This is a genomic window from Novosphingobium lindaniclasticum LE124, from assembly GCF_000445125.1.
Classification (GTDB): Bacteria; Pseudomonadota; Alphaproteobacteria; order Sphingomonadales; family Sphingomonadaceae; genus Novosphingobium; species Novosphingobium lindaniclasticum.
Map to the genome: position 1 here is coordinate 39,159 of NZ_ATHL01000127.1, position 23,877 is coordinate 63,035.

Here is a 23,877-nt window from a genome sequence, read left to right on the forward strand (position 1 = left end):
GGCGTCTGTAAACTCGAAAAGCGCCCTCCCCGGCATCGTTTTTCCGCGACGGACATCGGCCGCGGCTACTTGGGGACCTCGCACCCTAAGCCTGCCATTGTTGGTTGCCGTTGGTTGAGCGGATCAATCTGGACGGCAGCAATCCGGAATTTTAACCCTCGCCTGATTACGAATGCCCAGCCAACTGCGAGGACGCGGAATGTATCAAATCATCGGCCTGCAACGCGATCAAAAGCGTGTCCTAGTCGCCACCCCGAAGAACGCCGAAATGGCCCTCAACAGTTTCCGTGCTGCGCAGAATCTGTTTCCCCGCGTTGTCGTGCTGACACCCGAGGGAGTGGAAATTAGCGGCTTCGAGCTAAGTCGGCGCTACCACGAAGAGGAAAGAGATCGCTACGACTAGCGGCCGGGAAGCCCCATTTGCGAAAGTCTCCCCTGCCTCCCGAAGAGAGTGGCTAAGCCTGTAAGGCGCAGATTTCGGGGCTTTGGGCTTATTACAGAGTCGGAACAGCCCTAGAACAAACCGGTTTTTCCGGTGCGCTTCACCGGAAACGCACCGGACAGAAGTCTGGGGTAATTCGCCTACGTCTTGCTCCCAGCGTCAACCGCCCCGAAAAAAATGCCGCAGCTTAGTTGAAGTCGACGGAAGGGCCGTTTGGACCATTGCTGATCACAACGCCTCCTCCTACGTGCGTGACTCCGGTCGCCCCGCCGCCCGAACGATCATTGAAAGTTGTTTGCCCGCCGTTGAGACGAACATTGCTTCCTGTCTTCACAGAGGTTTCCACCGAGGAATCAGCACGGCCGAAAAAGGCATTATTGAGGGTCTGCTTCGCCCCCCGCCCGGTTGTGAATTGCGCTTCCGCGCCAGTGTGTCGGAGGCCGCTAAAATCAGCCAAGCCGCCGTCTTCCGCTTGTGAGTGAAGCGGTCGCCCCTCGATCGTCACATCACGCGCAACCGTTTCGCCCCCGACCGTCAAGATGCGTACGATCTGTGAATCATGCTCCAAACGCGTCGTGAGCTCTGACAACGCTGAAACGTCTGCGATCTTGGTTTGAGCCGCCTCCAAGATCTCAACACGTTCCCGCAGCGAATTTGCGGAGACAACATCTGGCACCAAAGCTTGAACCTGGACGGCGACCCCCTTCATCAGCCCGAGGAGATCAGGCTCTAACACTCCGTTCTTGAAGCGATCAAGAATGACAGCACACAACGGGCCAATGGCTGGAATGCTAGAAATGTAGGCAGCAGCAAGCGAGGTTGCTATTGACGGTGCTGCCGATTGGCTGTCCGCCTTTGTGAGTTCCTCTACCAGGACATCGATTTCATTTGCATCTACCATTGGCACCTCCTCGGATTTGTTCCTCGAAGTTGGGAGTTTGCTGAAAAAAAAGGAAGCTCCACCTTTATCGATGATCCTGAACTTTTAGAATTCTCCCAATATGGAACAGTTTTAAACGCACCCGTATATTTCTCCTGCGACTCCGAGCCGGGCTTCGCAAACTGAGGATTTCCGCCCTTCTCGGGCGTCTAACCTACCCCGAACCGCCTACGCATTCCTGCCGCGTCCCGTGGGCAATGTCTAACCTTCTACCAAGCGCATCCATATCGGTAGCAACCCAAATTGCTGCCCTCATTTCGACCGGCAAACATGGGCGATGGCCGGACGAATCGAGCACTTCCTCATAGCAGCGTTGATGGCGCTGGGCTTTGTGGCGCAGGCAGTGAGCTGGCTTTCTTGAACCAGGGCTCGTCTGTGCGATCGACAAGCAGCGGGCCGGTCCAGATCTGACACAAAGCGAAAGCCTCGTCCGGACTGCCGGCGACCCACTGCTCCCAATCGTTCGCCGCCAGGATAGTTGGCATTCTGTCGTGAACGTCGGCCATCTGTTCGCAGCCATCGACCATGACCATGGAATAGGCGTTGCCCCACTCGTCAGTGGGGCGCCAGATCCCGGCGACGGCGAATAGCTCCTGATCAGGGAGGGAGTACCAGGTGCGCGTCATGCGCCCGGCGGCGCCTTCTGCCTCCGCCCAAGCCGTGACCGGGATCAGGCAGCGACGATCACGGAAGCTATCCCGCCACATCGGATTGCCGCGCAGCTTATCGTCTCGCGCATTGTTCGTGGCGGTGGGCTTCAGAGGCTTGCCGGTCTTCTTGCTGACGGCATGGCGGGGAAAGCCCCAGGTCATCGCGCGGACCTCGCCCTCGGCGACTACGAGGCCGGTGTATTTCGGATAGACCTCGGCCGCAAAGTTCGGAGAACCGGCTGCCTTGGCCCGGAACAGCTTCGCCACGGCATCGGCCGGCGCGGTCATTCGGTAGAGATTGCACATCCCGCGAGTGTCGCCGAGCGGCCGGGTAACTCCCAGCAAAATCTTGCGAGCGATGTGAACGCGTTATCGCGGAATCCGTCCGCTCGCATCCATCTTCGCGCCTTCGGCTGTATGAGAACAAACTTAGAACATGCTATGAGCGATGGCTCGATGAGTCGCGAAAGGAACTCCCATGGCAGATGATCAACTCACCCTTCCATTGTCCGACGATGACCTGATCCGCTTGGCGCGGCATCGGTACGACCAGGCAGACCGGGACGGCGCGACGGAAGAGGACTTTCGTCAGCTCTGTGACATCTTTCCGGCCGTGCTCCAGCGATTGCAGGACAAGGGAGAGGCCACGCGCGATATCGTTGAAATCCAGCACATCGACCTCAGGCGCCCCGAGTCGTGGCGGCATCTGATGTCCGAGCCGGCGGAATAGGCAGCGCACCGATGACAGATATCCAGAAGAGCACTCCCGACGATCTGCGACGGGAAATCACGCGCATTCTCGGTAGCAAGGGAGTGTTCGCGGGCGCGGACTATGGCGCGTTCACACCGGCCGCGCCCGACGAGCGCCTTCGAGAGACCGGCCGCACGCTGTCGCCGGCAGAGCGCGGCGCCTTCGGTCGATGGCTGGTCCGGCAGACGGATGCGAAGGGCCTGCTCGGCAACCTGGTGAAAGCTGCGAAAGCCGATCCTCGCTTCCCGCTGGACGGAGACCCCGAGGCCGTTCGAAAGCGCCTGGGCGAGTGCGGCGCCGATGGCGACATGTTCGAGGCTGTGGATGAGGCCGAGATCGATTGGCTCAGCTACTGAGCCTGGACCAGCGGCATGATCGACCATGCGCTTTAACAAGGGCGGATTTCATGAGCCCACATCGATCACGGAAGCCGCGTTGCTCAGCTATGCGATCGTGCCGGTGTGCCGCTGTGGGCATCGGTGTTCGTTCGATCCCTGGGGGCTCTGGTATCATTTCGAGCGCCGGCGGTGGGATGGCGAGTTTTCGGCGGCGAAGGTGCGCTTCTGGTGCCGGGTCTGCGCATCCAGGCAAAAGGCGCCAGGCAGAAAAGACCGGGTAAGGCCGATTCGCTTCGACTTGGAGCATCCCCCGAAGGTGGATGTTCGGCTTCCCCGGCCGCCTGAGCATGAGTGGAAACGCGTGGTGAACCGGACGCGCTGCTGACCGCGCTCTTACCTATTCAGAGACGCGGCCGCTCCCGGCTCGAGCCTCCGCGTCGTGCTCGCGGATCGCGTCGACCTTCGCTGCGCACTTGTTGAACGCCTTGATGTAGATGCCGCGGCTATCGATGATAGAGGCGACCGTCTCCTGGGGCACATCCTGCACGGTGCAACGTTCCAGCAGACCGGCCGGGATTCCCTTGTAGGCAGGCGGCGGCGCCGAGGCGATCTCACCTTTGCTGTTCGAGCAGGCGGCGCAGGTCAGGAGGGAGGCGGCGAGCCATAAGTTCGCGAACTTCCGCATTGCTTTTCTCCAGTTCCTTGATTTGGGCGGACGAGGCGACGCCCTGCTGTTCGATGAGCGCGAGCTTGTCCTGGAGCAGCAGGACGTTCTTCTGCTCCAGCGCGCGCAGGCGGTCCTGCTCCGCGTACCGGTCGGCCCAGCCTCGGTTCGCGCTGACCAGATCGCCGACGCGGGTGTCGAGCGTGGCGATCTGGTCGTTTTGCCGTTGGATATGCAGGTATGCGGCAACGGTCGCACCGATGCCGCAGATCGCCAGCACGCCGATCATGGCGAGCAGCTCGGACTTGAAAGGCGTGATCAGGTTCGAAAGCCATTTCACAGCTGTTCCTCCTCTTGAGCCTTGGCGGCCTCGACGCGCTTGTCGGTATTCGCGCGCAGCTTGATCCCAAGGCGTTCGTAGACGATGCGCTCCAGGAGCCGGATCGAGACATTCGCCCCGAGCCAACCGAAGATGCCAACGATGAACCCGCTATAAAGTGGATCGACCTCCATCGCGCGGCACAGGAGCATGACCAGAAAGCCCACGAGACCGGACGCAGCGACCTCCGTGAGCGCCCGCCACCCGTTCAGCTTGTTGCCCTTGTCGTTCTCACGCATGACGTAGCCCAGGCCGCCGGCAACGGCGGACAACAGGACATAGCCGAGTGACGTGAGCCAGTCGGATAGCGAGAAGTGTTCCATTGCGCCCCCAAACTCCTTAGCGCGCCCAGGCGCCGGTTTTGCCGTGCAGCCAGGTGAGGAACTGGCCCACGGTCTTGCCCTTCAGTATCGAAGGATTTGCTTTCGTCGCGGCCTCGCCGGCGATCGCGTCGGCGCGATCGTCCACGTCGGCAGCGATGACCTTTGCCGCGGTTCCGGCGCCGAAGAAGTGCGCCGCATAGAGCGACGCCTTGTTGATGGGGATGCCCTTGGCGCGCAGGGCCGCTGCGTTCTTCTCCGTGAAGGTTTTCGCGCGAGCAAGCTGCTCCGAGACGGGAGGCTTCAAGCCGCCGAAAGCGAGGTTCATGTTCGAGCCCCAAGAGCCGCCTTCGCCAATCCAGGTCGCGCGAATGAACTGGTAGAGGCCCGAGGCGCTGGAGGTGCTGGCCTTGATGTAGGGGCGGTCGCCGCTCTCGATCTTGGAGAGCATGGGCCAATAATCGTCGGGGATGCTGCTCGTTTCAGACATGCGCGGGGCTCCAAAAGCGTCGAGAAGATTGTCGAGGGCGTGGACGTTGCCGGGATCGTCGAAGAGGCCAGGCCGCGCGATGGCCCGGACGGCGTCGAAGGCGGCTTTACGGGGATCGGTCATGACACGAGGTCTACTCGGCCGCCGGGCCGGTCTGAGCGTCCGCGAGCGCCTGGACTCGCTCGACCTCGCGATCGAACATGTCGGTTACGCCGCGCACGACGCTGATCAGCGCTGTCGCCTGCTGGAACGGCGTGCCCATCGTGTTGTCGGAAGCGAGCTGCGGCAGCAAAGCGGCGAGATCATCGGCGAGGGTCGCCACCTTGCCGCTCGCCAACGCGGCCTTGAACGCCTTCAGGCCGGGAAGGTTGGAGACGGCAATCTGCTTGTCGAGTTCTGCCCGCTGGGCGAGCAGCTGGTCTGGCGTGAGGGCCATGGTCATTCTCCTGTGGGGTGGTATAGTCGCGGCCGAAGCAGCGGAGTGAAACGGTGTCGGAAGAAAAGAGCAGCCCGGTCGATCAGATGAAGGACTGGGCACGGCGCGCGCCGACGCCTGACGGTCCGGTTCCTGACACGGACAATCTGGGCGATTACCTGGGCGCCAAGCGAATGGTCGTGGTGTTGATGGATGATCGGGGGCAGGCCTTCGCGATCAACCATGTCGATCTGAAGGGCGCCCAGCTGACCCGCTTGGAGCAGCCTCGCAGCGCGATGAATGAGCTGATGGACCAGCTCGGCGTCCATGACGGTCCGAACTGGAGCCAGATCAGCGACTGAGACTACCTGGTGCGGCGGCCCCGCGGCTTCGAGGCGGCGGGCACCTCGGCCGGGATCAGGTTGCCGTCGTCGTCATATTCCTCGCTACCGTCGTCTTCGGACACCTCGACGGTGAACCGGTCCAGCAGGTCGGCGGCGCTGTCCTTCACGAAGAAGTCCACAGAGCCGGCCGCGCTGCGCAGCGTTGTCTTGAGCACCGTAGCGTCAGAGCGCACCAGTTCCTCACCGCGCTTTTCCTTCAGAGCGGCGGTTTCGGCCGACACCAGCTTGCCCCGGCCGTCCGTGATTCGCTCGCTCTCGATCGCGTAGGAGAAGGCGGAGCGCGGCATCGAGATCCGCTCGCCATCCGCGCCCTCGATCACTTCGCGCTCCGACGAGCTGCCGCCCGCCTTGTTGAGGATGAAGCCCATCCGCTCCCGCACGAGCGCGCTCTGCGCCTGGCCGTCGAGCACCAGCCAGACGAACGCGGCGCCGTTCGGATTGGCTTCTTTCTCCCTGTCCGAGAGCGAACGGACGATGCCGCCCGAGATGGCACTTGCGGGCACGACGAGGGCTTTGCCGCTGGCCTGGACCAGCTTCACGAGGTTGTGCATGCGTTTTCCTTTGGAGGTAGGATGGTAGGGAATTGGGGGCCGGTATGCCCAGTCAGCTAGGCAGAACCGGCCGATTACCGCAGTTATGGAAAAGCGGAGTTGTCGATCATGGTGATCGGAGCTGAGACGTTCCCGCCAACATATCGTCGGACGTTCATGTTGCCGCTGCCGGGGCCAGTCCGGGTAGCAAAAGCGGTCCAGCTGTTGACCAAAGTGGCGCCGTTGATCCGCCATGACGGCTTTTGGAACATAGTACTGGCTGTCGATTGGCCGCCCCCGATCGAAACAGAGTTGTAGCTCCACTTGATGAGGTTCGGCTGCCAGTTGATGCTTCGGCCGTTCGGGTCGAGCGGAGGGGTGACGGGAAGAAGGTTCTCCGGGTCGCTCGGGTCCATCACCAACTCAAGGTTCGTGTAAGCTGTCCATCCCGCGAGCTTCAACATTCGCAGGCCGCTATCGAAAGTCACCTTCTTGTCCGACACGCGGCGGAGTCGCACCGCCCAATTCGCGGATGTACCTTCAGGCCAATTGAGGTCTACGCGGCCGAAGATCCGGATAGGATTGGAGCCCAGAGCCAGAACTCGCCACGTATTCGGCGAAACTTCATCCAATCGGTGAATACCCATCGCCGCGCTTGCGTTCAGCTCGTAATAAAGCAGCGGCCGACCGACACAGGCAAAGGTTGCCTGCGGATTTCCTATGCCGGAACCTGGGACGAACGCGGGCGTAACCTTGCCGACATATGCATAGGCCGATTTTTCGCTGTCGACCACGCGGCGCGACCCGCTATTCAATGCTGAAAAGCCCCAAGGCATCAGCTTCCTCCGACCGTGAGTATTTCGATCTCCGCCGCAACCGACTGGGTGACGCCTGCGGGGTGGGTGGCGGTGATCGTGGGCACACCGCCAGGGAAGGATAAGGCGATTTCCTTCCCCACGATGGTAGGCGGAGTGCTGTTTGCACCGCCCGACGGATCAGCAACGTCCGAACGGACGATGGCGACCTTCTGATTGACAAGAGCCGGGTAGCTCCAGGAGCCTGTCGCATTGGCCGGGATCAACAAGGTGTCGTAATAGAACAGCGTCTCGTCGGTCCAACTATCGTATGTCACTTCGCCAGCGGGAGTGCGGCAGCGGAAAACCCACGGCATCAGTCGCGCCAGCCCATTTCGACCACCCGGACGCCTTGGTAGAGAATATAGTCCGTGGTTCGGCCATTCCCGTCGACGACGATGTACTTTCCGTCGGAACCATTCCCGCCAGGTGGGACCATCTTGAACCGGTCGGCGCGAATCGCGAAGTCGGCCCGCGCGCCGTTGTTGTTCAACGCAATGCCGCTGACATAGCCACTTGCGTCGATCTCCACGCCCCAGCGGCCCATGATCGAGGTGATGTTGTTGTTGATCGTCGTGATCGCGGTGGAGTGCTGAGACACCGTCACGCCCTGGGTGCTGACGGTGGTAGAGAGGGAGGCGTATTGGGTGGTTAGGGTGGAGAGGGCTTGGAACGATTGTGTGATACTGGCTTCGGCCGAATAGGGTGTCCACGACGCGTAATTTTCCAGCTTCACCAACCTGGCGCCTGTGAGGGACAGTCCCGAAATGCCATACCAGCTGATTTGTACGATTATTGCGGTCGTCCCATTCGGGGCCTGTCCCGTTGCGGCATTCAGCGCCCGACCCTGATTGGCGTTGTCGAAGCTGTGTCCGCCACGCTCCGCGCCAAGGACTCGCCCAATCTCCGAACCAGAGGAGTTGATAAACACCAGCGACATCCGCATGGCACCGGCCGACGCACTTAGAAGGGTGTCCACCGCAGCAGTGTAATAACCTCCCGCATCTGCAGGGACGCTCGCGCTATTAAGGAAGAAGCTCGATGCCGACGAAACGACGCGCAAGTATCGCCCAAAACTCGATGAAAAATCGCTAGTCAGCGCACCGTCGCTGTACCAGCCTGTGGTGCCGTTATCGGGTCCGCCATTAGCCAACAGGTTCTGCGATCCGGACGCGACGCGCGTGGTCAGCGTCGCGGTCTGCGCTTGCAATGTTGAGATTGCGGACTGAGCCGAGGTTATCGACGACCCTTGCGCTGAAACTGTGCTGCTGAGGTTGGAATAATTGCCCTGCAGCGTGGAGATCGCAGTGGCTTGGCTGGCGATGGTCGAGCCCTGCGTGCTCACCGTACTGGAGAGCGACGCGTACTGCCCGTTCAAACTGGACAGGGATGTTGCGTGGATCTCGATAACCGAACGCGCGCTGCCGGGCGAGTACGGCAGCGGCGAGGCTGACACTTCGCGGGTGTCTGCAAACTGCGGGCGACAGAACCATGCCCAGCTGTCTGCTCCAACATTGGTGGCAAGTTTGCGAAGATAGAAAACCGCACGGACGGCCTCTGCGGGTGCCTGCGCCTTGACCGACAACAGTTGATAACGGTCGACGTACATGCCGCCGCCGCCTGCTGCAGTCGTCGGAGTTTGGGGGACTCCAATGGAGTTGCCGCTTACGTTTAGCCATTGGACAATAAGTTGGACGAGGCAACGATTCGTCGCCGCGAGTACCGATGCATCGTACCAATTTCCGCCTTTGACCGAGACGGCTTGCGTCCAGTCGCAGTAACCGCTGGAGGACGATGTGCCCTGATAGCTCGTCAGGTTGTTTTCGCCGATGATCTGCCAGTTACTGTCCGGCGCATTTCGCGAGCCGGTTGCTATTTGGTCCACGGCATAGAAATTCCAGGCAGATGTCCCAGCTGCAAGGTCTGTATTCACTAGCAAATTGCCGCCACCAGCCACTATCTGCGTGCGCAGCGTGGCGATGTCGCCGCCCTGGGCGCTAGTGGTCGACTGCAGGCTGCTGATCGACGCCCCTTGCGCCGACACCGTACTCTCCAGCGTCGCCGTCCGACCCGAAACGCCGCTGATCGCCGTCGCGTTTTGGCTGATCGAGCTTTCCGCCGTGCCCACACGCGTCGTCAGGCTGGCGATGTTCTGGTTCGCCGTCGTGATGGCCTGGGCGTTCTGCGAGATCGAGGCGCCCTGAGTAGACACCGTGCTCGACAGCGAGGCGAGATCGCCCTGCACGGCGCTGATGGCCTGGGCGTTCTGATTGATGGAAGCGCCATTCGCCGTGAGCGTGGTATCGATCGACGCAAGCCGCCCCGTGTGGTTGCTGACCGTCTGCGCCAGGCTGGTGATCGACGCGTTCTGATCGCCCAGCGTGGTCTCGATCGTGTCGATCCGGCCGCCCGCAGCAATGATGTCGGCCTGCGCGGTGGCGAGGCTGGCTCGGGTCACTGCGGCATCGGCCTGGATTTGATCGGCCGTCGCATTGATCGAGGCGATATCGGCTTCCAGCTCGGCCTTCGTCTCGGCCGCGACGGTCTGCATCTGGACGATCGTCGCCTGAGCCGCCGCGATGTTGATCGTGGCCTGCGCAACATCGATGTCGAGCTGGTCGAGCTGCTGCTCCTGCTCCTCAAGCTGGCCGACCACTTCCTCGGCAGGCTTTCCGGCAACGTCCGTTCCGGCCGGGGCGCCGACCGTCGCGTTGTCCTCCGGCTTCGTGCCCGCCGGGTCGCCTACGTCCGGCCAGTCCACGCTCGCAGCGAGCGGCTCAACCTTGCCCGCGGTGCTCAGGCCCTCGATCGACAGGGATAGCGTGCAGATCGTCGAATCGACGGCAATCGAGAAGTCCTTGAAGAACCCGTAGACGGTGAGGGTTTCCATCCCCTCCTTGCCGATCCACAGCGAGGGCTTCGCGCGCACCGCGGCGATGCGCCCGGCGACGAGATCGATGGCATCGCGGCGCAGCTTGGCGGGCAGCGTCATGCGCTTCGCCCAGGCGCGCTCCACGATCTGGATGTCACCGAACTCGTCCGCTTCCTTCCGGCTAAAATCCGTGATCCCGGCCTTGGCGTCGTCGGTGGTGGAGCCGAGCCCGACCAGCTTGCCGACCAGCAGGGTGCCGACTTCGACAGTCCCCGGCCCGGTAACCGTCACCGTGACCTGTCCGGCCGTTCCCGGAAGATCGAGGAAGGTGACAGTGCCGGCCGCATTCGGCGCGACGGTGCGGTCATAGCCGGCGGCCTGGACGCGCACCGTGGCTGCCTTCACGTCGAGCAGCGCCGCCGCGTCGATCGCGCCCGCTGCCAGCGTCACCGCGATCTGGCCGGGGGCTTCGGTGGTCGAGCCCAGCGCCTGGTCGAACATCGCCCACCGGTTCGTCGGGCCGATGTCGCGCCACTTGCCCGACACCCCGGCCGGGTCATTGCCCTTGTTGCCGATCGCGCCGCTTTCGTAGATCCGGTGCGTCGCCGCCTTGATGACGCGGGCGCCGAGCGGATAGGTCGTGCCCGCCGCCCATTCCGGATAGTCGTTCTCCGGCACGGACGCCGCAACCAGCGCGCCGCCCTCGATGGCGGCAGGCTGGAGCAACTGCAACGTGGAGGCATGGCCGAGCGGCGCGGGATCGCCGCCGGGATCCGCGAAAGCCTCCGTTGCCGTCAGGGCCTCGACGGTCAGGGTGCAGTAGGCCTTCGGCGGCACCGGCAGGTCAATCTCAAAGTCCTTGAAGAACCCCCGGAAGTCTAGCCAGTCCACGCCCTCGTCAGCGATCCAGCGCGCCGGCTTTGCGCGGATGGCGGCAAGGCTCGCCTGGAGCGCGTCAGTCTGGTCGAACGGCACAACCAGGCGCACGGACATGCGCCGCGCAAAGCCGCGCTCGACGACGGTCGTCACGCCATAGTCGTCGGTCACCCGGCGGCTATAGTCGACAATGCCGATCGTCGGCGTGGCTTCGGTCTCGCCCAGGTCCAGCGTTTCGCCGCTGTCGAGAACTACCCTCACTTCGCAACTCCCGAAACAGCGAACGCCCGGCCGCCCGAATCCGCGCTCGTATCTTCCAGCACCCGCGCGGAGCGGTTGACGCCGTTGACGATCGCCGCCTGACCGTTGTTCAGATCGGCGCGCAGCTGAGCCACTTCCGTGCGGAGCGCCCGCAGCTCAGAGACATTGTCGTTGCTGCCGCTGGTCGATGACGTTCCCGCCGTGGCGCTGGTGGCCGCGTCGATGGCGGAGGCCGCCGTGGCCGAGGCGGACGACGTGGAGGAACCACCCGCGTAACCCTTGGTCGCGTCGATGACGCCTTCCAGGCTGGCCGCCGTCTCCGCCTTGATCCGCTCCAGCTCCTGCCGGCTCGTGGCGACGTTGCCGGCGACTTCGAGCAGCGACTGGCTGAGGTCGGCCAGCTTGGCAGCCGCCTCCTGATCGCCGCCCCGCGCCGCGAGCACGGCGGCATTGAACTGCCCCTGCAAGGTGGCGAAGCTGGCGGCATCGCTGCCGCCGGTGAGGCCGCGAATGCGGTTCACTTCGTCCACCAGGCTATCGCTGACCGATTCCCACGCCTGGCGCAGCTGCTCGGCCGCCGTGGCCGCCGCTTCCTGCGCCTGGGTGAGCTTCTCCTGCGCGGCGTTGGCGTCTTCGATCGCGTAGAGCTGCTGGAGCAAGGCGCGCTGCGCGTCGCTGGTGGCGTCCCGCAGTTCCTTGGCGCGGGCGATGGCCGTCGCGGTGCCTTCGTCGCCCTGGGCCTCGGCGATCCGCGAACGGATGTCGTTGAGGGCATCCGCCTCCTTGTTCATCGCCTCCTGCCGCTTGATCGACAGAAGCTGTTCGAGCTGGGCGTATTCCGCCGCCGTGGCGCCCGCCTCGGCGAAGATCGAGCGCAGGTTGGCGAATTCCTTGTCGATCGTGTCGAGCTCGGCGCCGACCGGATCGAGGTACGTCTTCAGCTCGGTGAACACGTTCTCGAAGCTGAGCGCCTTGTTGATCTGCGCGGACAGATCGTCGCCCGCCTTCAGCAGGTTGTTCGTGGAGGCGCGGATGCCGTTGATCGCGCCGCGCTCGATCGCCAGTTTCATCGCGTAGGCCACGGCGGCCTCGGCGTCGTCGTTGAAGTCGACGGCGCCCTTCTTGACCTTGAGCGAGGTGCCCCCGGCGTTGACACGGTAGTCACCGTGCCGAACGCCGACGCTGATGTTGCCGAAGTTGCCGATGGAGCCACCGAACTGCGAGGCGAGATCGGCCAGGCCGCCATAGATGCTGTTGCCGGCGGCCAGCGCCGCCTTCTGCGACGATCCGCTGTTTCCGGACGTGCCGGAGACGCCCGCTGCCGACAGGTCGACCCGGCCCCACTTCACCTTCGTGAAGGCGCTGCCCAGAGCGCTGCCGAGCACACCGCCGAGCACCGAACCGAGCGGACCGGCGAACTGGCCAAGGCCCTTGGACAAGCTCTCCAGCCCCTTCGACAGCGTCTTCTCCACGACCTTGCTGCCGCCAAGCGCGCCACCGATCGCGGAGCCGGTCTGCTCGGAAGCGGACTGTCGACCAAATAGTGCGCTGCCGGCAACAAGGCCCATGCCTGCACTTTGAACGAGGGAAGTCATCAACTTCCCGAATTCACCGCTCTTTTTGAAGACCTTGGAGAGTTCCGACCCGATGGTCTTCGAAAGGACGTTGCCCTGGCTATCCTTTTCCGTTCCCAAACCAATGTTGAGCAGATTGCCGAACTTCCCGCCAACCGCAGACGTATTGCCAGTCAGCAACCCGAACAACGTACCGAGCCCTTTGCCAGCGCCGCCGAGGTTGCCCAAGGTGTTCACAAGATCGCGGTATTGGTCGTCGAGCAATGCGACGGCCTCTTTCTCTCTTGCGAGATCCTGCATTCGTTCATCCCAGCGCGCCTGGGACATGTTGCCGACCTCCTTCTGGAAGTCGGCCCAGTCTTGTTCCTGCCGCTTGGCAAGCTGCTCCGCCACATCCAGCACCATCCGGCCGGTCGCGTCCTGCAAGAACTTGTCCAGGTCGAATGCGTCCTTGGCAGCCTTTGCTGCCGCAGAACCGGCCTCTTTGCCGGCCTTTTTCGCGTCCCTTTTCATACGGGCGATGGCGCGGGCCTGCGCGAAGGGGCTGATCTTGTCTGCCAGTTCGCCGATAAAGTCGCGCTGGATTGTATCGCCCAGCGTCTTGGCGACCCCCTTGCCCAGCTTTGCCGCCGCGCCGGTGTAGCTGTTGGCCACCTTCGCGATCTGGGGGGCTGTGAGCGTTGGCAGGGTGAGGCCCGCCTTCGCCAGGATGCGGTTTGCCTCGGACACGAAGCCGTTGACGCCGTTGACGGCAGAGGACAGCAGCTTGTTGATGGCGTCGATTGCCATGTTCACTGCGCTCAGGAAGATGTCAGCGACACCCGCGGGGATCAGCTTGAAGTTCTCGAGAATTGTGCGGGGCACAAGTGTCATAAGGCCGATAAGCCTATTCGCAGCCCACTTCGCCCAATCTACAACGGTCGCCCATACGTTCCCCGTTTTGATGCCGAAGGCGTCGAAGGCGGAAGATAGCTCGCCCTTGAGCGCTGCGGCCACCGCATCCCATGCACCCAGCAAGGTGTCAGACCATGTGACGGTCACCTTGGCGTTTTCGTTGATTGAAGAAGTCAGCAGTGCCACGCCGGCCGCTGCTGCGGCCAACACCGCAAGAAAGGGAACGAACGGAGCGATCAGGCCCGCTGTGGCAGCAATCAAGCCTTTGATGCCGATACCAGCTTGCGACATGATTCCGTTGATTTGGGTGCCCTGTTGAACAAGAGCGGTGAATGCCATTTTCAACGGCGCCGAACTCTGCGCCGCCGCCAACAGCTGGACGCCCAGATCTTGGAACTGAAATGCCAGGTTCTGAACGTGATGACCTGCAAGTTTGGAGGTGTTGCCCGCTTTAGCGATGCCGGAACCTACTGCCGCGAGGTTGTCGTTTGCCGCCTTCGCCGACTTGGCGATATCGTTGGACGCGTCCTTCACGGCCCGCTTCACCTTGTCCATGTCGGCCTGAAGGCGCGCGACTTCCGCCACGATTTCAATGGAAAGGCGCCCCGCCGGTATACCTCCTGCCACGAAACGACTCCTGTTATTGAATACGTAAGGGTTCCCGCGTACGGGTGCCCGCACACGAGGGGGACGACCAATGGCGGAACTGACTACCGGCGAATTGATGCTGATCGAGCAGAGAGTGACCAACGCCAGCAAGAGCGCTGGCGTGGCCTATCTGCTTTGGATTTTCACTTGGCCGGTGAGCGGCCATCGGTTCTATCTTGGACGCCCTGGGACCGCGATTTTGCAGATCCTGAGCTATTTCGTTCTCATCGGTTTCGTCTGGCTCCTCATCGACGGCTTCCTCATTTCCGGAATGATCCGAGATGGTCAGAACCGCGAACGGACCCGCTTGATGGATTACCTGCGAGCGGAAAAGGATGAGAAGGCGGTCGCGGCCGCTTAGCGCTTCAATGTCGCTACCATGGCCGCGAATTGGGCCTCGACCCGGCTGCGAGCAAGTTCCTGATCGACCTGCACCATAGGCTCAATGCAGGTAGGCTTGCGCGCGTCGTCACGCTGGTTGACGAAGGCCCGCGACAGCCGTCGCAGTGTCCTCGCCTCCCAAGGGGACAGATCGACCCCCATCAGCCGCGACCACTCCGCCATTTCGGAGAACCCGATGGGGACAGAGGTTTCGCCAGCGGGCGCGGTCGGCCCGATCTCCAGCAGCCAGTTGGTAAGGTAGGGCGCGGGATTGTGGGGCAGGACCGGCTCTTGACCCCGCGCCTTCAGTGATTCCGCGCGCGTTACCGGCTCGGGCGGCTTGCCCGCGCCGGTGTGTTCGACGCGCGGAGCCGTATTCAGCCAGGCGAGCTGACGAACCCAGAGTTCGAGAGCGACTGCGACGCCTTCATAAAATTTTCCCAGCTCTTGGTATCGACGCCCATGTGGTCGCGGATGTAGCCGAGATGGTGGTCATTGTAGACGGCGGCGACAGTCTCCTTGTCACCGTTCGCGCCCGGATACTCCAGGCCGTTGAACCGCTTGGTGATGGCGCAGAGGAACTCGATCTCGTCTTCGGTCTCGTTGTCGAGCGCCGCCTCGAACTTGCCGTTGGCTTCGCGGGACCGCTTGATCGCCTTTCGGCGACGCGCAGCATCGGCGACCTGCCAGATTTTGGAGCCAGGGCCGAACACCGTAGCAGTGATCGGCGCCTTGGTCTCGGGGTCCAGGAAGGGCGAGCCGTCGGCATTCTTGACGGGAAGATCGGAAACGTCCGCAACGCGGTGGTTGGTGATGATGAGAGCCATGCGGCTGTCCTTTCAGGGAAGGGTGTCGGCCGGTCACCCTGATGACCGGCCGACATGAAAAACCCCGCAGAAGCGGGGCGGAAGCTCAGGGACAGTTGGGTAGCATCAGTTAGCGGGCTCGTAGACGATGCCGTCTTCGTCCTGGCTCACGATCGTCCATTCCAGAGTAATCTGCCGGGTGGCAATGGTGTTCACGTCGCCGTAGTTACGCGTGCCGCCCATCACGAGCGCCCGGCCATAAATGGTTCCGAGTTTCGGATGTTCGAACGAAATGGAGGCTGGGTCATCGGAACGGCTCAGGGTGTCCAGAAGATCCTGCCCGGCGTCGTCCGGGTCGATGCCGACAGTGATCGTCTGGCTGCCAAGCGTGTAACCGCCCTTGGCCTTGCTCTCGCCTCGATTGGTGATGTTGCGCCACGACACTACCTCGTAGACGCGTTCGGGCAGATCGCCCAAGTCGCTCACTTCACCAACGTCGGTAAAGGCGAGCGCGGAATAGCCTGCCTCGTTGTAAGTCGCCGGGGCAGCGGCGGATACCGAGAACTTTGTCCCGGCGCTCGTGTAGACGCTCATCGTAGTCTCCTTAGAAAAGCCCCGCTGGCGCGGGGTGGCGCATCGCCGGGATCGGCAATCTTTCAGTCAGCCCCGTCAGCGGCCTTGGGTTCGGATTTCGCCTTCGCGGGCGCGCGCTCAAAGCGTCCAGTCACTTCGAGGTCGGTGAATTGCTGCAAGGGCATCGAGACGGTCGCGCCCTTTTCGTAGGTGGTCCCGTTCAAGGTCGTGCGGCGCGTCGCTTTTGCGCTGATCATCATCGTGTCTCCAGATAGCTGACGAGGAAATCCTGGCTCCGGCACCAGATCGAAGGATCCTCGATCATGAAGTCAGGCCCGGCCGAATCGGTGTGGATGGTCACGGCGTCGATACCATCGACAACGACATTAACCCGATCCGCCGCCGCACGGCGGACAGCCCGCATCACGGCGGCCCGCTCGGGGTAATCGCTCGCCATGACGGTCACCTGCACGCGCTCGCGGACGTGGCGGCGGGCACCGGGGGCCGGGATGTTGCGGTCGTTCTTGCTCACGCTCTCCAGCATGATCCAAGGCAGAGCGAACCCGAGAGGACTAGGACCGGCTGCAACCCGCTCCGCCGGCACCAGCGACGCAACGCCGGCATCAGCGACAAGCACCTGCACTAGGGCGGCGACGCCATCCATTACAGCATACCCCAGAGCCAAGCCGACTGGGGCTCGCCTAGCCGCGCGAGCAAATAGCTCGCGGCGACCGCTCCAGCCAAGATCACGCCTACCCGGACGATTAGAGGTCCATTCGACATCAGACTGCCTCGTCAACCGGAGCGATGAAGCCCGTCTTGCCCTCCAAGAAGGCGCGGATCTTGCTGGCGTAAGCCTGGACGGCTTCATCAGCCTTCGCATCAAGGGCCGGCCGCATAAACGGGTGAGCCGCGAAACCGGGATGATGGATGATGCCAGAGACATAGCGATCGCCGATTTTCATGGGCCGGGTCGTTACCTTGCCCTTGCCCTCGGCGGCATTGCGCACAGCAACCTTGCCCTGACCCGCCCCGGTGCGCGCAATAAGGTGGGCAGCAACGCCGAACTCGAAGAACGCGCCGAGGTAGGCGTGATCGCCGACCAGGCGGATGCTGACCGAGAACGTGCCGTCCTGATTCTGCCGGGGCGAGCCCGTCTTGATCGCCTTGGCCATCTTGCCACTCTGCTTCGGCGCCCGGGCGCGAGCCTCATCGCGGACCGGCGCCGCGGCGGCGGTGAGCCCTTGGCGGATTGCCTGCTTCTGCATGCGCTGCGGCAGGGCCGAGAGAAAGGCGTCGAGATCGGCCAGCCCCTTGACCGGAAAATTGCGGCTCATGGCTTCTCACCCCGTGTCGAGAGTTCCTGGACGATCAGTTCCAAGCCTTCACGGCGGCCCAGCTCGGCGGGCCCCGATACGATCTCCATGACGCGGCCCCGGTAAACCACCCGCATGTCGGCGGTGATGTCCTCGCGGTAGCGCATCCGAATGCGAGCCGGCCGTTGCTGCATGGACGCGTTCTCGTCCACGCTCTCCGCGCGGCTCGGCAGCACGTCGCGCACCTGCGCCCAGACCTTCACATGCGGCTGCCAGGTCGTCTTCGACGTGTTGTACGTCGGATCGCGCGTGGTCACCGGCTTCTCGAACTGGATGCGCCGGTCCAATGAGCCCGCTGCGATCATGCCCATCAGATCAACACCCGGCGAAATTGCCCGCAAAGTTGTTGAACCCCGAAGGGCACTTCCGCCTCGGTGCCGCGATCAGTCACAGCTTCGCGGTTTTTGTAGAGGTGGCCGAGGAACAGCCGAACCGCCGCCAAGAGCGAAGGCGGCGCCTTCCCCTCGGGGTAACCGGCAGAAAAGACTATGCGGACATCTCCGCCAATGTCTCCCGGCCAGCGTGCGCCCATCCTGGGCAGTACATCACCGCGGGCATTGATGCGGTAGTCGGCAGGGCTCCCTTGCACGGGAAGGCCAGCGCGGTTGACCCACGCCACCGATGTGATGGCGGTTACGGGCCCCATGCTGAGGGTCAGAACCTCGGCGCCGCGGGGAAAGCCAGCGGCGGACCACTCGATGCCGGCGGCCGGCCCCAGTTTGAGGGAGCAATACCGCTCCACGAAATCGATCGAAGCGTCGCGCAGCGCCTGGATCAGAAAATCCTCATCGTCGCTGTCGGCCCGCAGATGCTCTTTGCACGCCTCCAGCGACAGGATCGCGTCGCCGTAGCCTTCCGGAAACGGCGCGTGGAGCAGCTCAAAGATCATCTGCGGGTCCGGCGATCAGTCGGCCTGGGAGGCCTGAAGGTTGGCTGCCACAGCGGCGTCGGGCGACAAGGTAGGATCGTTGAAGTCGATCTGATTGGCCGACACCGTCTGCCCCTTGCGGGGCGTGTTATCGACGGCCGGGTGATCGGTATCGATGCCGCTGACGATCTCGGGTTCGATCAAGGCTCCCGATGCCGCAACGTCGGTGGCGGGGGTCAGGTCTGCCAGCGGGGACAGGGCGGTGTCGGGCACGCCGGGCACGTCGGATAGCTTCACATCGCTGGTATCCACGGTCTTTTTCGCAGCAGTCATGTCGATCTCCTTCGATAGTTCGACTAGGGAAACCGGCGGGCTTTCACCCGCCGATCGGATCAGGCGCCGATGATCAGCGCCTTCATGGCGTCCGGGTTCTTGACGCCGCCGCCCACACGCTTGGTGGTGTAGAAGTGGACGAACGGCTTGTTGGTGTAGGGATCGCGCAGCACACGGATTCCGATGCGGTCGATGACGAGGTAGGTTTCCCGCATGTCGCCGTAGAGCGCGGCGATATTGCCAGCGGCCACGGACGGCATGCCCGGAAGGTGCGCTACCGGCTGCCCCCCGATGGTGGCAGGCTGGCCAGCCTCGAAGGCCGGCTGCCACAGGTAGTTGCCCTGCCCATCCTTAAGCTTGCGAGCGGAACCGGCCGTCGTCCTGTTGAGGAAGAGACGTGCGTTAGCCTCATACTCCTCCGGAAGCTCATAGATGAGCGTCATCAGACCATCGCCCGTGAGCGCGGCCGCCGCACCGGAATTCACGGCTTTGATGTCGCCCCAGGGGTGACGTGCAGCATTTGCGCCGCCGGTGACGTAGGTCAGGATGCCGTGAGGCTTGTTGTTGCCATCGCCCGAAAGGTTGGCGATGCCCTCCTGACGGGCAAACTCGGTTTCGACTTCGTCGGCCAGCCAAGCTTCGACGTCGAATTCCGCGTCGTCGATCAGGCCCTGCGATGCAGCAGGATTGGCGTAGAGCTCACCAAGGCCCCAACCGAGCGAGGTAAGCCCCGGCGTGGTGGTTGCAGGTCGAGCGGCAGTTTCACCGACCCAGCCCGAACCGACATTGCGATCCGAAAACACCTTGCTGAAGCCAGCGCCGCTGATCGAGATGACAGTCGCGTACTGACGGATGGACGACACCTGCTTGAGCCGACTTGCCAGGGTGCGATCCCACTCCACAGGCGCCAGGTAACCGCCTTCGCCATCCGTCTTCGTCGCGGCAGCCTTCACCGTTTCGAGCCGATCCGAGCTGACGCCGCGGCGGAAGTAGGAATTGAACTGCTCGGTATATTCGGGGTCCCGCGGATCTTCCTTGCCCCCGATCTTGGCTGCCGCGATCTTGGCCAGGGCGGCGTCCATCGCCTCTTCGATATTGCCGATCGAAGTGTTGATGCGCTCGACGTGCTCCTGAAGCACCGCGTCGTCGACCTTGGACTTGAGCGATTCTTCATGCTTCGCGCGCATTTCCACGACAGCCTTGTTCAGCTGTTCGAAGAGGGCTTTGGGATCGTTTCCATCGGCGCGGATGGTGGCGCCGAGCAGTGCTCGGGGCGCGGCGGCCGCGGTGAGAAGGGCGCACGGCGACGACGCCCCAAGGATGAGGTGATTAGGCTTCATGATATCCTCAGTGGTTAAGCCCGGAGGCTGTCCAGAACAGCGGCGGCCGAAGCCATCCAGTCGGTGGAGCCAGCGCCAGGCGTGGCTTTGTCATCGGCAGCGTCCGGCTTGCCTTTGATGCTTTTGATCCGGGCGCGCGCTTGTGCGCGGGTCATGCCCGAATTTACGAGGGTCAGCTCCATGGCGCGAACCTCATTGGCTTCGCGGTCAGACGCCTTCGCGGTCTCATCGACCTTCATCTGATCGGCTGCCAGAAGCGCGTTGGCGAAGCCCCGTTCGATAGCCATGGAGCCCGACATCCATGTTTCGTCGTCCATCCATCGGGCACAGGTCTTGGCCTCCTGACCGGATCGAGCGGCATAAACGTCTGCCATTGCCTGGTCGAAGGGGGCCAGAAACGCGGCGACCTCTTCGAAGTCATTGCGGTTGCCCGCCGCCACGACCCAGCAATTGTGGATCATGAGGAACGACGCCGCGCCAATTTCGATGGTATCAGCGGCCATGGTGATCACTGACGCTGCGGACGCGGCCATGCCCATTACCTTCACGGTGATGGGCTGCGGGTGCTCGCGCAGCACGTTGTAGATGGCGAGGCCTTCGAACATGTCGCCGCCACCGGAGTTGATCTGAACCTCAATCGGCCGATCACCGATGGCGCGCAGCTGAGCAGCGACCCTCTTTGCGGTAACGCCGCCACCCGTCCACCAATCCTCGCCGATCACATCGAACATGGTGATGACGTTGTCCCCCTGCTCAAGGGCCGATGGGCGAATGCCGGCTGCATCCTCGCCCCAACGGTCCATTACGGGCAGAGGGGAGAAAGCAGACACGCGGCGATCGGCAGGAACAGGTAGCGCGGCAGGCCGCGCCATCGCCATCACTCGGGGCATTTTACGCATCGGGCTGTCCTTGCATCCAGGCGGGGGTGTTGCCCCATTCCTCAGGGTTCATGTCCATTTTGTCGCGGGCCTCATTCGGCACCATGAAGCCGCCGGCGCCGGGCCCACCGAGCGCCTTGGCGAAGAATTCTGCCTGATCCTTCAGGGAGCCGCGCAGCAACGCGGCCTCGTTGAACTTGGCATAATGGTTCGCCCGGTCACGGTCGTTCAGGAGGGACGACGCAATGGTCTCTTCCCAGGCGTTGAACCAGGGGAGCAGGCAGTAGGTCACAAGAAAGAGGCCGAGCTGTTCGATACCGCTGCCCCAACTGGTCTCATCGAACATCAGCAGGGGGCGTGGGACGCCTGTGTATCGGCTGACTTCCTCCGCCTGGTGCTTGCGCTGCGCCAGACCTTCAGCGTCTTTGCCGGTAGCTCCGAACGGCTTTGCCTCCATCCCCTCTTCGGCAACGACCCAGCGGCCCGCGTTTTCCGATCCGACGAAGCGCTCTTCCCATTGAGCTCGCAGGTTCAAAATGGCTTGTTCGGACAGGGATTTCGGATGCTGCAGGACTCCGCCTACGTAAGCCCCGTTCTTGAGCATCCGCGAGGCGGCTTCGTCGGCAACATTGGCCAAGCCCAGTGCTTCGGCCGCCACCTTCAACAGGCCATCGCCTGAAATCCCATCGCTCGACCAGGGCGCGCGGAGGTGAAACACTTCGTCAGCCTCGAACCTACGCGTAGTTCCGTCTTTCGCCTGGTAATCGTACGCCAGCGCAAAATCCTCGCTGAGAACCGGCTTCACGCGCACAGGATCGAGCGGCGCGAGCGCCTTGATTCCCAACAGGCCCGGCACCTTGTAAGCGTAGGCATTCCCTCGCAGCAGCGCCCGGCCTTGCATGTAGCTCTTGAATTGGTACGGCGTCTGCCAGCTGTTTGGCTTCAGGCGGAGCAGCTTCCACACCGCGTGATTGTCGGCCTTCTCGATGTTATCGCCTACACGGCGGTGAAGGTTCAGCGGCAACATACCGATGGTGGACGCGATCAGGTTGACTGCGCGAAAGAACGTCGCGTTGGATAGCGCCGACCGTTCCGTAACTGGGCGACCGGCGCCTCTCGCAAACCCCTCGCCGAAGAAGCCCTCGGGCAGGCTCCCGCGGTCGAGGAAGCCATTTGCCTTCACGGCGGACGACGCACTGTCCGTGCCGGCGCCTGCCCAACCGAAGAAGCGTTCAGCCCAGCCCATCAGAAGACCACCAGTCCGCGATCTTCATAGACCGAGACGCCGTTGTCGTTCGCAGCAACGGGGTTCAGCTCAAGCAGCTTGGTGGCGTTCAGCCCAGCCATGAACGGATCGATTTTACCCGTCCCTTGGGTGTTCTTCACGATCATCACCGTCTGCCGTCCTAACTCTTCCTTCGCGTTGCTTACGCACCACGCCATCATGCGCGACCCGTCATGGACCGCGCCGTTGAATTTCAGTTTCCGGGCAAGGCCCACGATCGCCGACATGAGACGGAACCCTTGCCCGACCGACACCACCTGCGGATCTTCCAGGCCGATCTCTGCCAGCGCATCGACCAAGTCACTTACGCCTTGGGGGTCGAGGCCAACCGCCCCGCGTTCTGGTAGAAGGCCGCTAGCCTTGACCTCTTCGATGACGGCGACAATTTCGCGAATGTCCTGGGGACGCTCGTAGGCGGTATCATCTGCGTCCAAGCCGAGCGTTTCCGACACGACCTCCGAACAAATCACCAGATCGCCGTCGCTTTCGTAGTCGTGCAGCTGAGCCGCGATCTCCTTGCGCCGAGTGAGCACGTCAGGCCAGCACCAAGCCTTGAACCAATACAGCCAGCGCCCGGTCCCGCGTTCGCGGCCGGCAACGCAAAGGCCGTACAGGTCATCGAGGCCGCCGCCGTCAACGCCCACCACCGCTACTTCCGAACGAGCGAGAAGGCTGGCCAACGTCAGCGACTTATCGGCGCAGGCTTCCCAGTAATCTGTCCCGCGCCAGCGATCGCGCCGCAAACGAAGCCCGATCTCGACGTTCAGGTGCTTCGCCAGAAACACCTGGAGCCCTTCGCCTTCGCCGATCTGCTCTTTGCCCAGCTCGGCCTGGAGCCATTCGACTGTGACCGATCGGCCGATATGAGGGTTCGTAACGTAGAAGAATGCCGGGTCCAGATACGCTTCGGCATCCAGCATTTCGACCGGCCACTCGTAGAGCATAGCCATGGTCTTTGGGTCATCAATAACGCCGTCGCGCACGTCCCGCATGTACGCCAACTTGGTCTTGTAGACACCGCTCGGAGGTTCGTCCGAATGGGTCGTAATGTAGAGTGTGAAGGCTTCAGGGCGGGCGGATCCGCCACCGAGCGCCTCTCGCAACATCGCTGCCGCCTTCGGCTTCTTTCCGAACAGCCACAGCTCTTCGATAAGCGTAATCGAGGCCTTGCCGCCAGCGACGGTGTCGCTGTCAGCCGCGATCACCTTGAGCACGGCACCCGTGTCCAGATGCTTGATCTGGCGTTGGTGCTCGATCACCTTCAAGACAACCGACAACTCCGGGTCGGCTCGGACCATGCCCATAGCCGGCTCGAAGCTGTTGTTGGCAACTTCCAGCGTCGGCGCCAAGATCTGGAGAATGGCGTTCGGCCGCCAGTTAAGAATCAGCGCCGTCACCATGATGCCGGCGGCGATCATGGACTTGCCATTCTTCTTACTGATCAGGAGCATAAACTCCGAAATCAGCCGCTTTCCCGTTTCCGGATCCTCGGCGCCAAAGATCGCGGCAACCAGATCGAATACGAAGTCGTCGCAGACCTCGCCTAACGTCGGGTGTCGTTCGACCTCACCGACAACGACCTTCGGCAGATCGACGACCTGTAAGGACTTGAAAACCCCAAGTGCATCCTCGGCCTTACCGGGAAACAGAGGCGGGCACGGCACCAGGCTCTTTCGCGCAACGATCCGTTCCTGCCAATCTAGGCAGGCAGTGGACCACTTCGGCGCAGCCATCG

General features: G+C 62.7%; 30 protein-coding genes. 6 read left to right on the forward strand and 24 right to left on the reverse strand.

Translation table 11 applies throughout. The annotated features are described in order from the left end of the window. Positions 1-199: 199 nt before the first annotated feature. Positions 200-403 carry a hypothetical protein gene (locus tag L284_RS42640; protein WP_021235548.1) on the forward strand — a complete coding sequence of 68 codons (204 nt, stop codon included), beginning with the start codon at positions 200-202 and terminating at the stop codon, positions 401-403. Between the two features lie 226 nt (positions 404-629). Here L284_RS42640 and L284_RS42645 read toward each other — a convergent pair whose 3' ends face one another. Both L284_RS42645 and L284_RS42650 read right to left on the reverse strand, forming a co-directional pair. Further along, positions 630-1,343 (reverse strand): hypothetical protein, encoded by a 714-nt coding sequence (locus L284_RS42645; RefSeq protein ID WP_152524745.1) that lies wholly within the window; start codon positions 1,341-1,343, stop codon positions 630-632. A 341-nt stretch (positions 1,344-1,684) separates the two neighbouring features. Beyond that, the gene (locus tag L284_RS42650) at positions 1,685-2,338 is read right to left on the reverse strand and encodes an SOS response-associated peptidase (RefSeq protein WP_040714110.1); all 654 of its coding nucleotides are present in this window, start codon (positions 2,336-2,338) and stop codon (positions 1,685-1,687) included. A gap of 172 nt (positions 2,339-2,510) precedes the next feature. On the opposite strand from L284_RS42650, the gene L284_RS42655 reads away from it, so the two are divergent. From L284_RS42655 to L284_RS48085, 3 genes are read left to right on the forward strand one after another with little or no spacing between them, the layout of a single operon-like run. Next, positions 2,511-2,762, forward strand: a complete 252-nt coding sequence (locus L284_RS42655; RefSeq protein ID WP_021235551.1) for a hypothetical protein — start codon at positions 2,511-2,513, stop codon at positions 2,760-2,762. Positions 2,763-2,773: 11 nt separating this feature from the next. Next, complete coding sequence (locus L284_RS49040; protein WP_021235552.1) at positions 2,774-3,139, forward strand: hypothetical protein; 366 nt, start codon at positions 2,774-2,776, stop codon at positions 3,137-3,139. A gap of 25 nt (positions 3,140-3,164) precedes the next feature. Then, complete coding sequence (locus L284_RS48085) at positions 3,165-3,506, forward strand: hypothetical protein (protein ID WP_152524746.1); 342 nt, start codon at positions 3,165-3,167, stop codon at positions 3,504-3,506. Between the two features lie 12 nt (positions 3,507-3,518). On the opposite strand, the gene lysC is transcribed toward L284_RS48085, so the two are convergent. Genes lysC through L284_RS42675 form a run of 5 tightly spaced genes read right to left on the reverse strand, consistent with a single transcriptional unit; the run spans position 3,519 to position 5,410 of the window. After that, positions 3,519-3,806 (reverse strand): Rz1-like lysis system protein LysC, encoded by a 288-nt coding sequence (lysC, locus tag L284_RS49175; RefSeq protein WP_152524747.1) that lies wholly within the window; start codon positions 3,804-3,806, stop codon positions 3,519-3,521. Beyond that, the gene (locus tag L284_RS42660; RefSeq protein ID WP_021235554.1) at positions 3,733-4,125 is read right to left on the reverse strand and encodes a hypothetical protein; all 393 of its coding nucleotides are present in this window, start codon (positions 4,123-4,125) and stop codon (positions 3,733-3,735) included. Before L284_RS42660 ends, lysC begins: the two co-directional genes overlap by 74 nt. Beyond that, on the reverse strand, positions 4,122-4,487 hold the full coding sequence (locus L284_RS42665) for a phage holin family protein (protein WP_021235555.1): 366 nt from the start codon (positions 4,485-4,487) through the stop codon (positions 4,122-4,124). The genes L284_RS42660 and L284_RS42665 overlap by 4 nt, the downstream gene beginning before the upstream one ends. Positions 4,488-4,503: 16 nt before the next feature. After that, entirely contained in the window at positions 4,504-5,097 is a 594-nt protein-coding gene (locus L284_RS42670) for a hypothetical protein (RefSeq protein WP_021235556.1), read from the reverse strand. Between the two features lie 10 nt (positions 5,098-5,107). Then, positions 5,108-5,410, reverse strand: coding sequence for a hypothetical protein (locus tag L284_RS42675; RefSeq protein WP_235054552.1), 303 nt, complete (start codon positions 5,408-5,410; stop codon positions 5,108-5,110). 53 nt (positions 5,411-5,463) lie between these two features. Between L284_RS42675 and L284_RS42680 the strand changes: the two genes are divergently transcribed. Beyond that, positions 5,464-5,751, forward strand: coding sequence for a hypothetical protein (locus tag L284_RS42680; protein WP_021235558.1), 288 nt, complete (start codon positions 5,464-5,466; stop codon positions 5,749-5,751). 2 nt (positions 5,752-5,753) lie between these two features. Here the strand turns inward: L284_RS42680 and L284_RS42685 are convergent, their stop codons facing one another. The 5 genes from L284_RS42685 to L284_RS42700 all read right to left on the reverse strand — a co-directional run bounded on the left by L284_RS42685 (position 5,754) and on the right by L284_RS42700 (position 14,281). Then, complete coding sequence (locus L284_RS42685; protein ID WP_021235559.1) at positions 5,754-6,344, reverse strand: hypothetical protein; 591 nt, start codon at positions 6,342-6,344, stop codon at positions 5,754-5,756. A gap of 83 nt (positions 6,345-6,427) precedes the next feature. Next, the gene (locus L284_RS42690; protein WP_152524748.1) at positions 6,428-7,159 is read right to left on the reverse strand and encodes a hypothetical protein; all 732 of its coding nucleotides are present in this window, start codon (positions 7,157-7,159) and stop codon (positions 6,428-6,430) included. Beyond that, positions 7,159-7,494, reverse strand: a complete 336-nt coding sequence (locus L284_RS42695; RefSeq protein WP_152524749.1) for a hypothetical protein — start codon at positions 7,492-7,494, stop codon at positions 7,159-7,161. Before L284_RS42695 ends, L284_RS42690 begins: the two co-directional genes overlap by 1 nt. Further along, on the reverse strand, positions 7,494-11,186 hold the full coding sequence (locus L284_RS47035) for a beta strand repeat-containing protein (protein ID WP_021235562.1): 3,693 nt from the start codon (positions 11,184-11,186) through the stop codon (positions 7,494-7,496). The genes L284_RS42695 and L284_RS47035 overlap by 1 nt, the downstream gene beginning before the upstream one ends. Then, positions 11,183-14,281, reverse strand: coding sequence for a hypothetical protein (locus tag L284_RS42700; RefSeq protein ID WP_152524750.1), 3,099 nt, complete (start codon positions 14,279-14,281; stop codon positions 11,183-11,185). The genes L284_RS47035 and L284_RS42700 overlap by 4 nt, the downstream gene beginning before the upstream one ends. A gap of 70 nt (positions 14,282-14,351) precedes the next feature. Between L284_RS42700 and L284_RS42705 the strand changes: the two genes are divergently transcribed. Next, positions 14,352-14,663 carry a TM2 domain-containing protein gene (locus tag L284_RS42705; protein ID WP_021235564.1) on the forward strand — a complete coding sequence of 104 codons (312 nt, stop codon included), beginning with the start codon at positions 14,352-14,354 and terminating at the stop codon, positions 14,661-14,663. A gap of 397 nt (positions 14,664-15,060) precedes the next feature. Here L284_RS42705 and L284_RS42715 read toward each other — a convergent pair whose 3' ends face one another. From L284_RS42715 to L284_RS42765, 12 genes are all read right to left on the reverse strand, one after another. Beyond that, positions 15,061-15,510 carry a hypothetical protein gene (locus tag L284_RS42715; RefSeq protein WP_021235566.1) on the reverse strand — a complete coding sequence of 150 codons (450 nt, stop codon included), beginning with the start codon at positions 15,508-15,510 and terminating at the stop codon, positions 15,061-15,063. Positions 15,511-15,615: 105 nt separating this feature from the next. Beyond that, on the reverse strand, positions 15,616-16,083 hold the full coding sequence (locus L284_RS42720) for a hypothetical protein (RefSeq protein WP_021235567.1): 468 nt from the start codon (positions 16,081-16,083) through the stop codon (positions 15,616-15,618). A 62-nt stretch (positions 16,084-16,145) separates the two neighbouring features. Continuing rightward, positions 16,146-16,322 (reverse strand): hypothetical protein, encoded by a 177-nt coding sequence (locus L284_RS48295; protein ID WP_021235568.1) that lies wholly within the window; start codon positions 16,320-16,322, stop codon positions 16,146-16,148. Beyond that, on the reverse strand, positions 16,319-16,726 hold the full coding sequence (gene gp17, locus L284_RS42725; protein ID WP_021235569.1) for a tail completion protein gp17: 408 nt from the start codon (positions 16,724-16,726) through the stop codon (positions 16,319-16,321). The genes L284_RS48295 and gp17 overlap by 4 nt, the downstream gene beginning before the upstream one ends. Positions 16,727-16,844: 118 nt before the next feature. Continuing rightward, positions 16,845-17,399, reverse strand: coding sequence for an HK97-gp10 family putative phage morphogenesis protein (locus L284_RS42730; protein WP_021235571.1), 555 nt, complete (start codon positions 17,397-17,399; stop codon positions 16,845-16,847). Beyond that, a complete protein-coding gene (locus L284_RS42735; protein WP_021235572.1) occupies positions 17,396-17,749 on the reverse strand; it encodes a phage head closure protein in 354 nt (117 codons plus the stop codon). The genes L284_RS42730 and L284_RS42735 overlap by 4 nt, the downstream gene beginning before the upstream one ends. Beyond that, entirely contained in the window at positions 17,749-18,327 is a 579-nt protein-coding gene (locus L284_RS42740; RefSeq protein WP_021235573.1) for a head-tail connector protein, read from the reverse strand. Before L284_RS42740 ends, L284_RS42735 begins: the two co-directional genes overlap by 1 nt. 15 nt (positions 18,328-18,342) lie before the next feature. After that, positions 18,343-18,639 carry a hypothetical protein gene (locus tag L284_RS42745; RefSeq protein ID WP_021235574.1) on the reverse strand — a complete coding sequence of 99 codons (297 nt, stop codon included), beginning with the start codon at positions 18,637-18,639 and terminating at the stop codon, positions 18,343-18,345. A 59-nt stretch (positions 18,640-18,698) separates the two neighbouring features. Next, positions 18,699-19,979, reverse strand: a complete 1,281-nt coding sequence (locus L284_RS42750) for a phage major capsid protein (RefSeq protein WP_021235575.1) — start codon at positions 19,977-19,979, stop codon at positions 18,699-18,701. 14 nt (positions 19,980-19,993) lie between these two features. Beyond that, positions 19,994-20,878, reverse strand: coding sequence for a head maturation protease, ClpP-related (locus L284_RS42755; RefSeq protein WP_200861678.1), 885 nt, complete (start codon positions 20,876-20,878; stop codon positions 19,994-19,996). After that, a complete protein-coding gene (locus L284_RS42760) occupies positions 20,871-22,103 on the reverse strand; it encodes a phage portal protein (RefSeq protein ID WP_021235577.1) in 1,233 nt (410 codons plus the stop codon). The genes L284_RS42755 and L284_RS42760 overlap by 8 nt, the downstream gene beginning before the upstream one ends. Beyond that, the gene (locus L284_RS42765) at positions 22,103-23,875 is read right to left on the reverse strand and encodes a terminase large subunit (protein ID WP_021235578.1); all 1,773 of its coding nucleotides are present in this window, start codon (positions 23,873-23,875) and stop codon (positions 22,103-22,105) included. The genes L284_RS42760 and L284_RS42765 overlap by 1 nt, the downstream gene beginning before the upstream one ends. Positions 23,876-23,877: the final 2 nt, after the last annotated feature.

Coding starts and splice junctions, on each gene's coding strand:
- L284_RS42640 (WP_021235548.1), top strand. CDS start 200: ATGTATCAAATCATCGGCCTGCAACGCGATCAAAAGCGTGTCCTAGTC.
- L284_RS42645 (WP_152524745.1), bottom strand. CDS start 1,343: ATGGTAGATGCAAATGAAATCGATGTCCTGGTAGAGGAACTCACAAAG.
- L284_RS42650 (WP_040714110.1), bottom strand. CDS start 2,338: ATGTGCAATCTCTACCGAATGACCGCGCCGGCCGATGCCGTGGCGAAG.
- L284_RS42655 (WP_021235551.1), top strand. CDS start 2,511: ATGGCAGATGATCAACTCACCCTTCCATTGTCCGACGATGACCTGATC.
- L284_RS49040 (WP_021235552.1), top strand. CDS start 2,774: ATGACAGATATCCAGAAGAGCACTCCCGACGATCTGCGACGGGAAATC.
- L284_RS48085 (WP_152524746.1), top strand. CDS start 3,165: ATGCGCTTTAACAAGGGCGGATTTCATGAGCCCACATCGATCACGGAA.
- lysC (WP_152524747.1), bottom strand. CDS start 3,806: ATGCGGAAGTTCGCGAACTTATGGCTCGCCGCCTCCCTCCTGACCTGC.
- L284_RS42665 (WP_021235555.1), bottom strand. CDS start 4,487: ATGGAACACTTCTCGCTATCCGACTGGCTCACGTCACTCGGCTATGTC.
- L284_RS42670 (WP_021235556.1), bottom strand. CDS start 5,097: ATGACCGATCCCCGTAAAGCCGCCTTCGACGCCGTCCGGGCCATCGCG.
- L284_RS42675 (WP_235054552.1), bottom strand. CDS start 5,410: ATGGCCCTCACGCCAGACCAGCTGCTCGCCCAGCGGGCAGAACTCGAC.
- L284_RS42685 (WP_021235559.1), bottom strand. CDS start 6,344: ATGCACAACCTCGTGAAGCTGGTCCAGGCCAGCGGCAAAGCCCTCGTC.
- L284_RS42690 (WP_152524748.1), bottom strand. CDS start 7,159: ATGCCTTGGGGCTTTTCAGCATTGAATAGCGGGTCGCGCCGCGTGGTC.
- L284_RS42695 (WP_152524749.1), bottom strand. CDS start 7,494: ATGCCGTGGGTTTTCCGCTGCCGCACTCCCGCTGGCGAAGTGACATAC.
- L284_RS42705 (WP_021235564.1), top strand. CDS start 14,352: ATGGCGGAACTGACTACCGGCGAATTGATGCTGATCGAGCAGAGAGTG.
- L284_RS42715 (WP_021235566.1), bottom strand. CDS start 15,510: ATGGCTCTCATCATCACCAACCACCGCGTTGCGGACGTTTCCGATCTT.
- L284_RS42720 (WP_021235567.1), bottom strand. CDS start 16,083: ATGAGCGTCTACACGAGCGCCGGGACAAAGTTCTCGGTATCCGCCGCT.
- L284_RS48295 (WP_021235568.1), bottom strand. CDS start 16,322: ATGATGATCAGCGCAAAAGCGACGCGCCGCACGACCTTGAACGGGACC.
- gp17 (WP_021235569.1), bottom strand. CDS start 16,726: ATGGATGGCGTCGCCGCCCTAGTGCAGGTGCTTGTCGCTGATGCCGGC.
- L284_RS42730 (WP_021235571.1), bottom strand. CDS start 17,399: ATGAGCCGCAATTTTCCGGTCAAGGGGCTGGCCGATCTCGACGCCTTT.
- L284_RS42735 (WP_021235572.1), bottom strand. CDS start 17,749: ATGGGCATGATCGCAGCGGGCTCATTGGACCGGCGCATCCAGTTCGAG.
- L284_RS42740 (WP_021235573.1), bottom strand. CDS start 18,327: ATGATCTTTGAGCTGCTCCACGCGCCGTTTCCGGAAGGCTACGGCGAC.
- L284_RS42745 (WP_021235574.1), bottom strand. CDS start 18,639: ATGACTGCTGCGAAAAAGACCGTGGATACCAGCGATGTGAAGCTATCC.
- L284_RS42750 (WP_021235575.1), bottom strand. CDS start 19,979: ATGAAGCCTAATCACCTCATCCTTGGGGCGTCGTCGCCGTGCGCCCTT.
- L284_RS42755 (WP_200861678.1), bottom strand. CDS start 20,878: ATGCGTAAAATGCCCCGAGTGATGGCGATGGCGCGGCCTGCCGCGCTA.
- L284_RS42760 (WP_021235577.1), bottom strand. CDS start 22,103: ATGGGCTGGGCTGAACGCTTCTTCGGTTGGGCAGGCGCCGGCACGGAC.
- L284_RS42765 (WP_021235578.1), bottom strand. CDS start 23,875: ATGGCTGCGCCGAAGTGGTCCACTGCCTGCCTAGATTGGCAGGAACGG.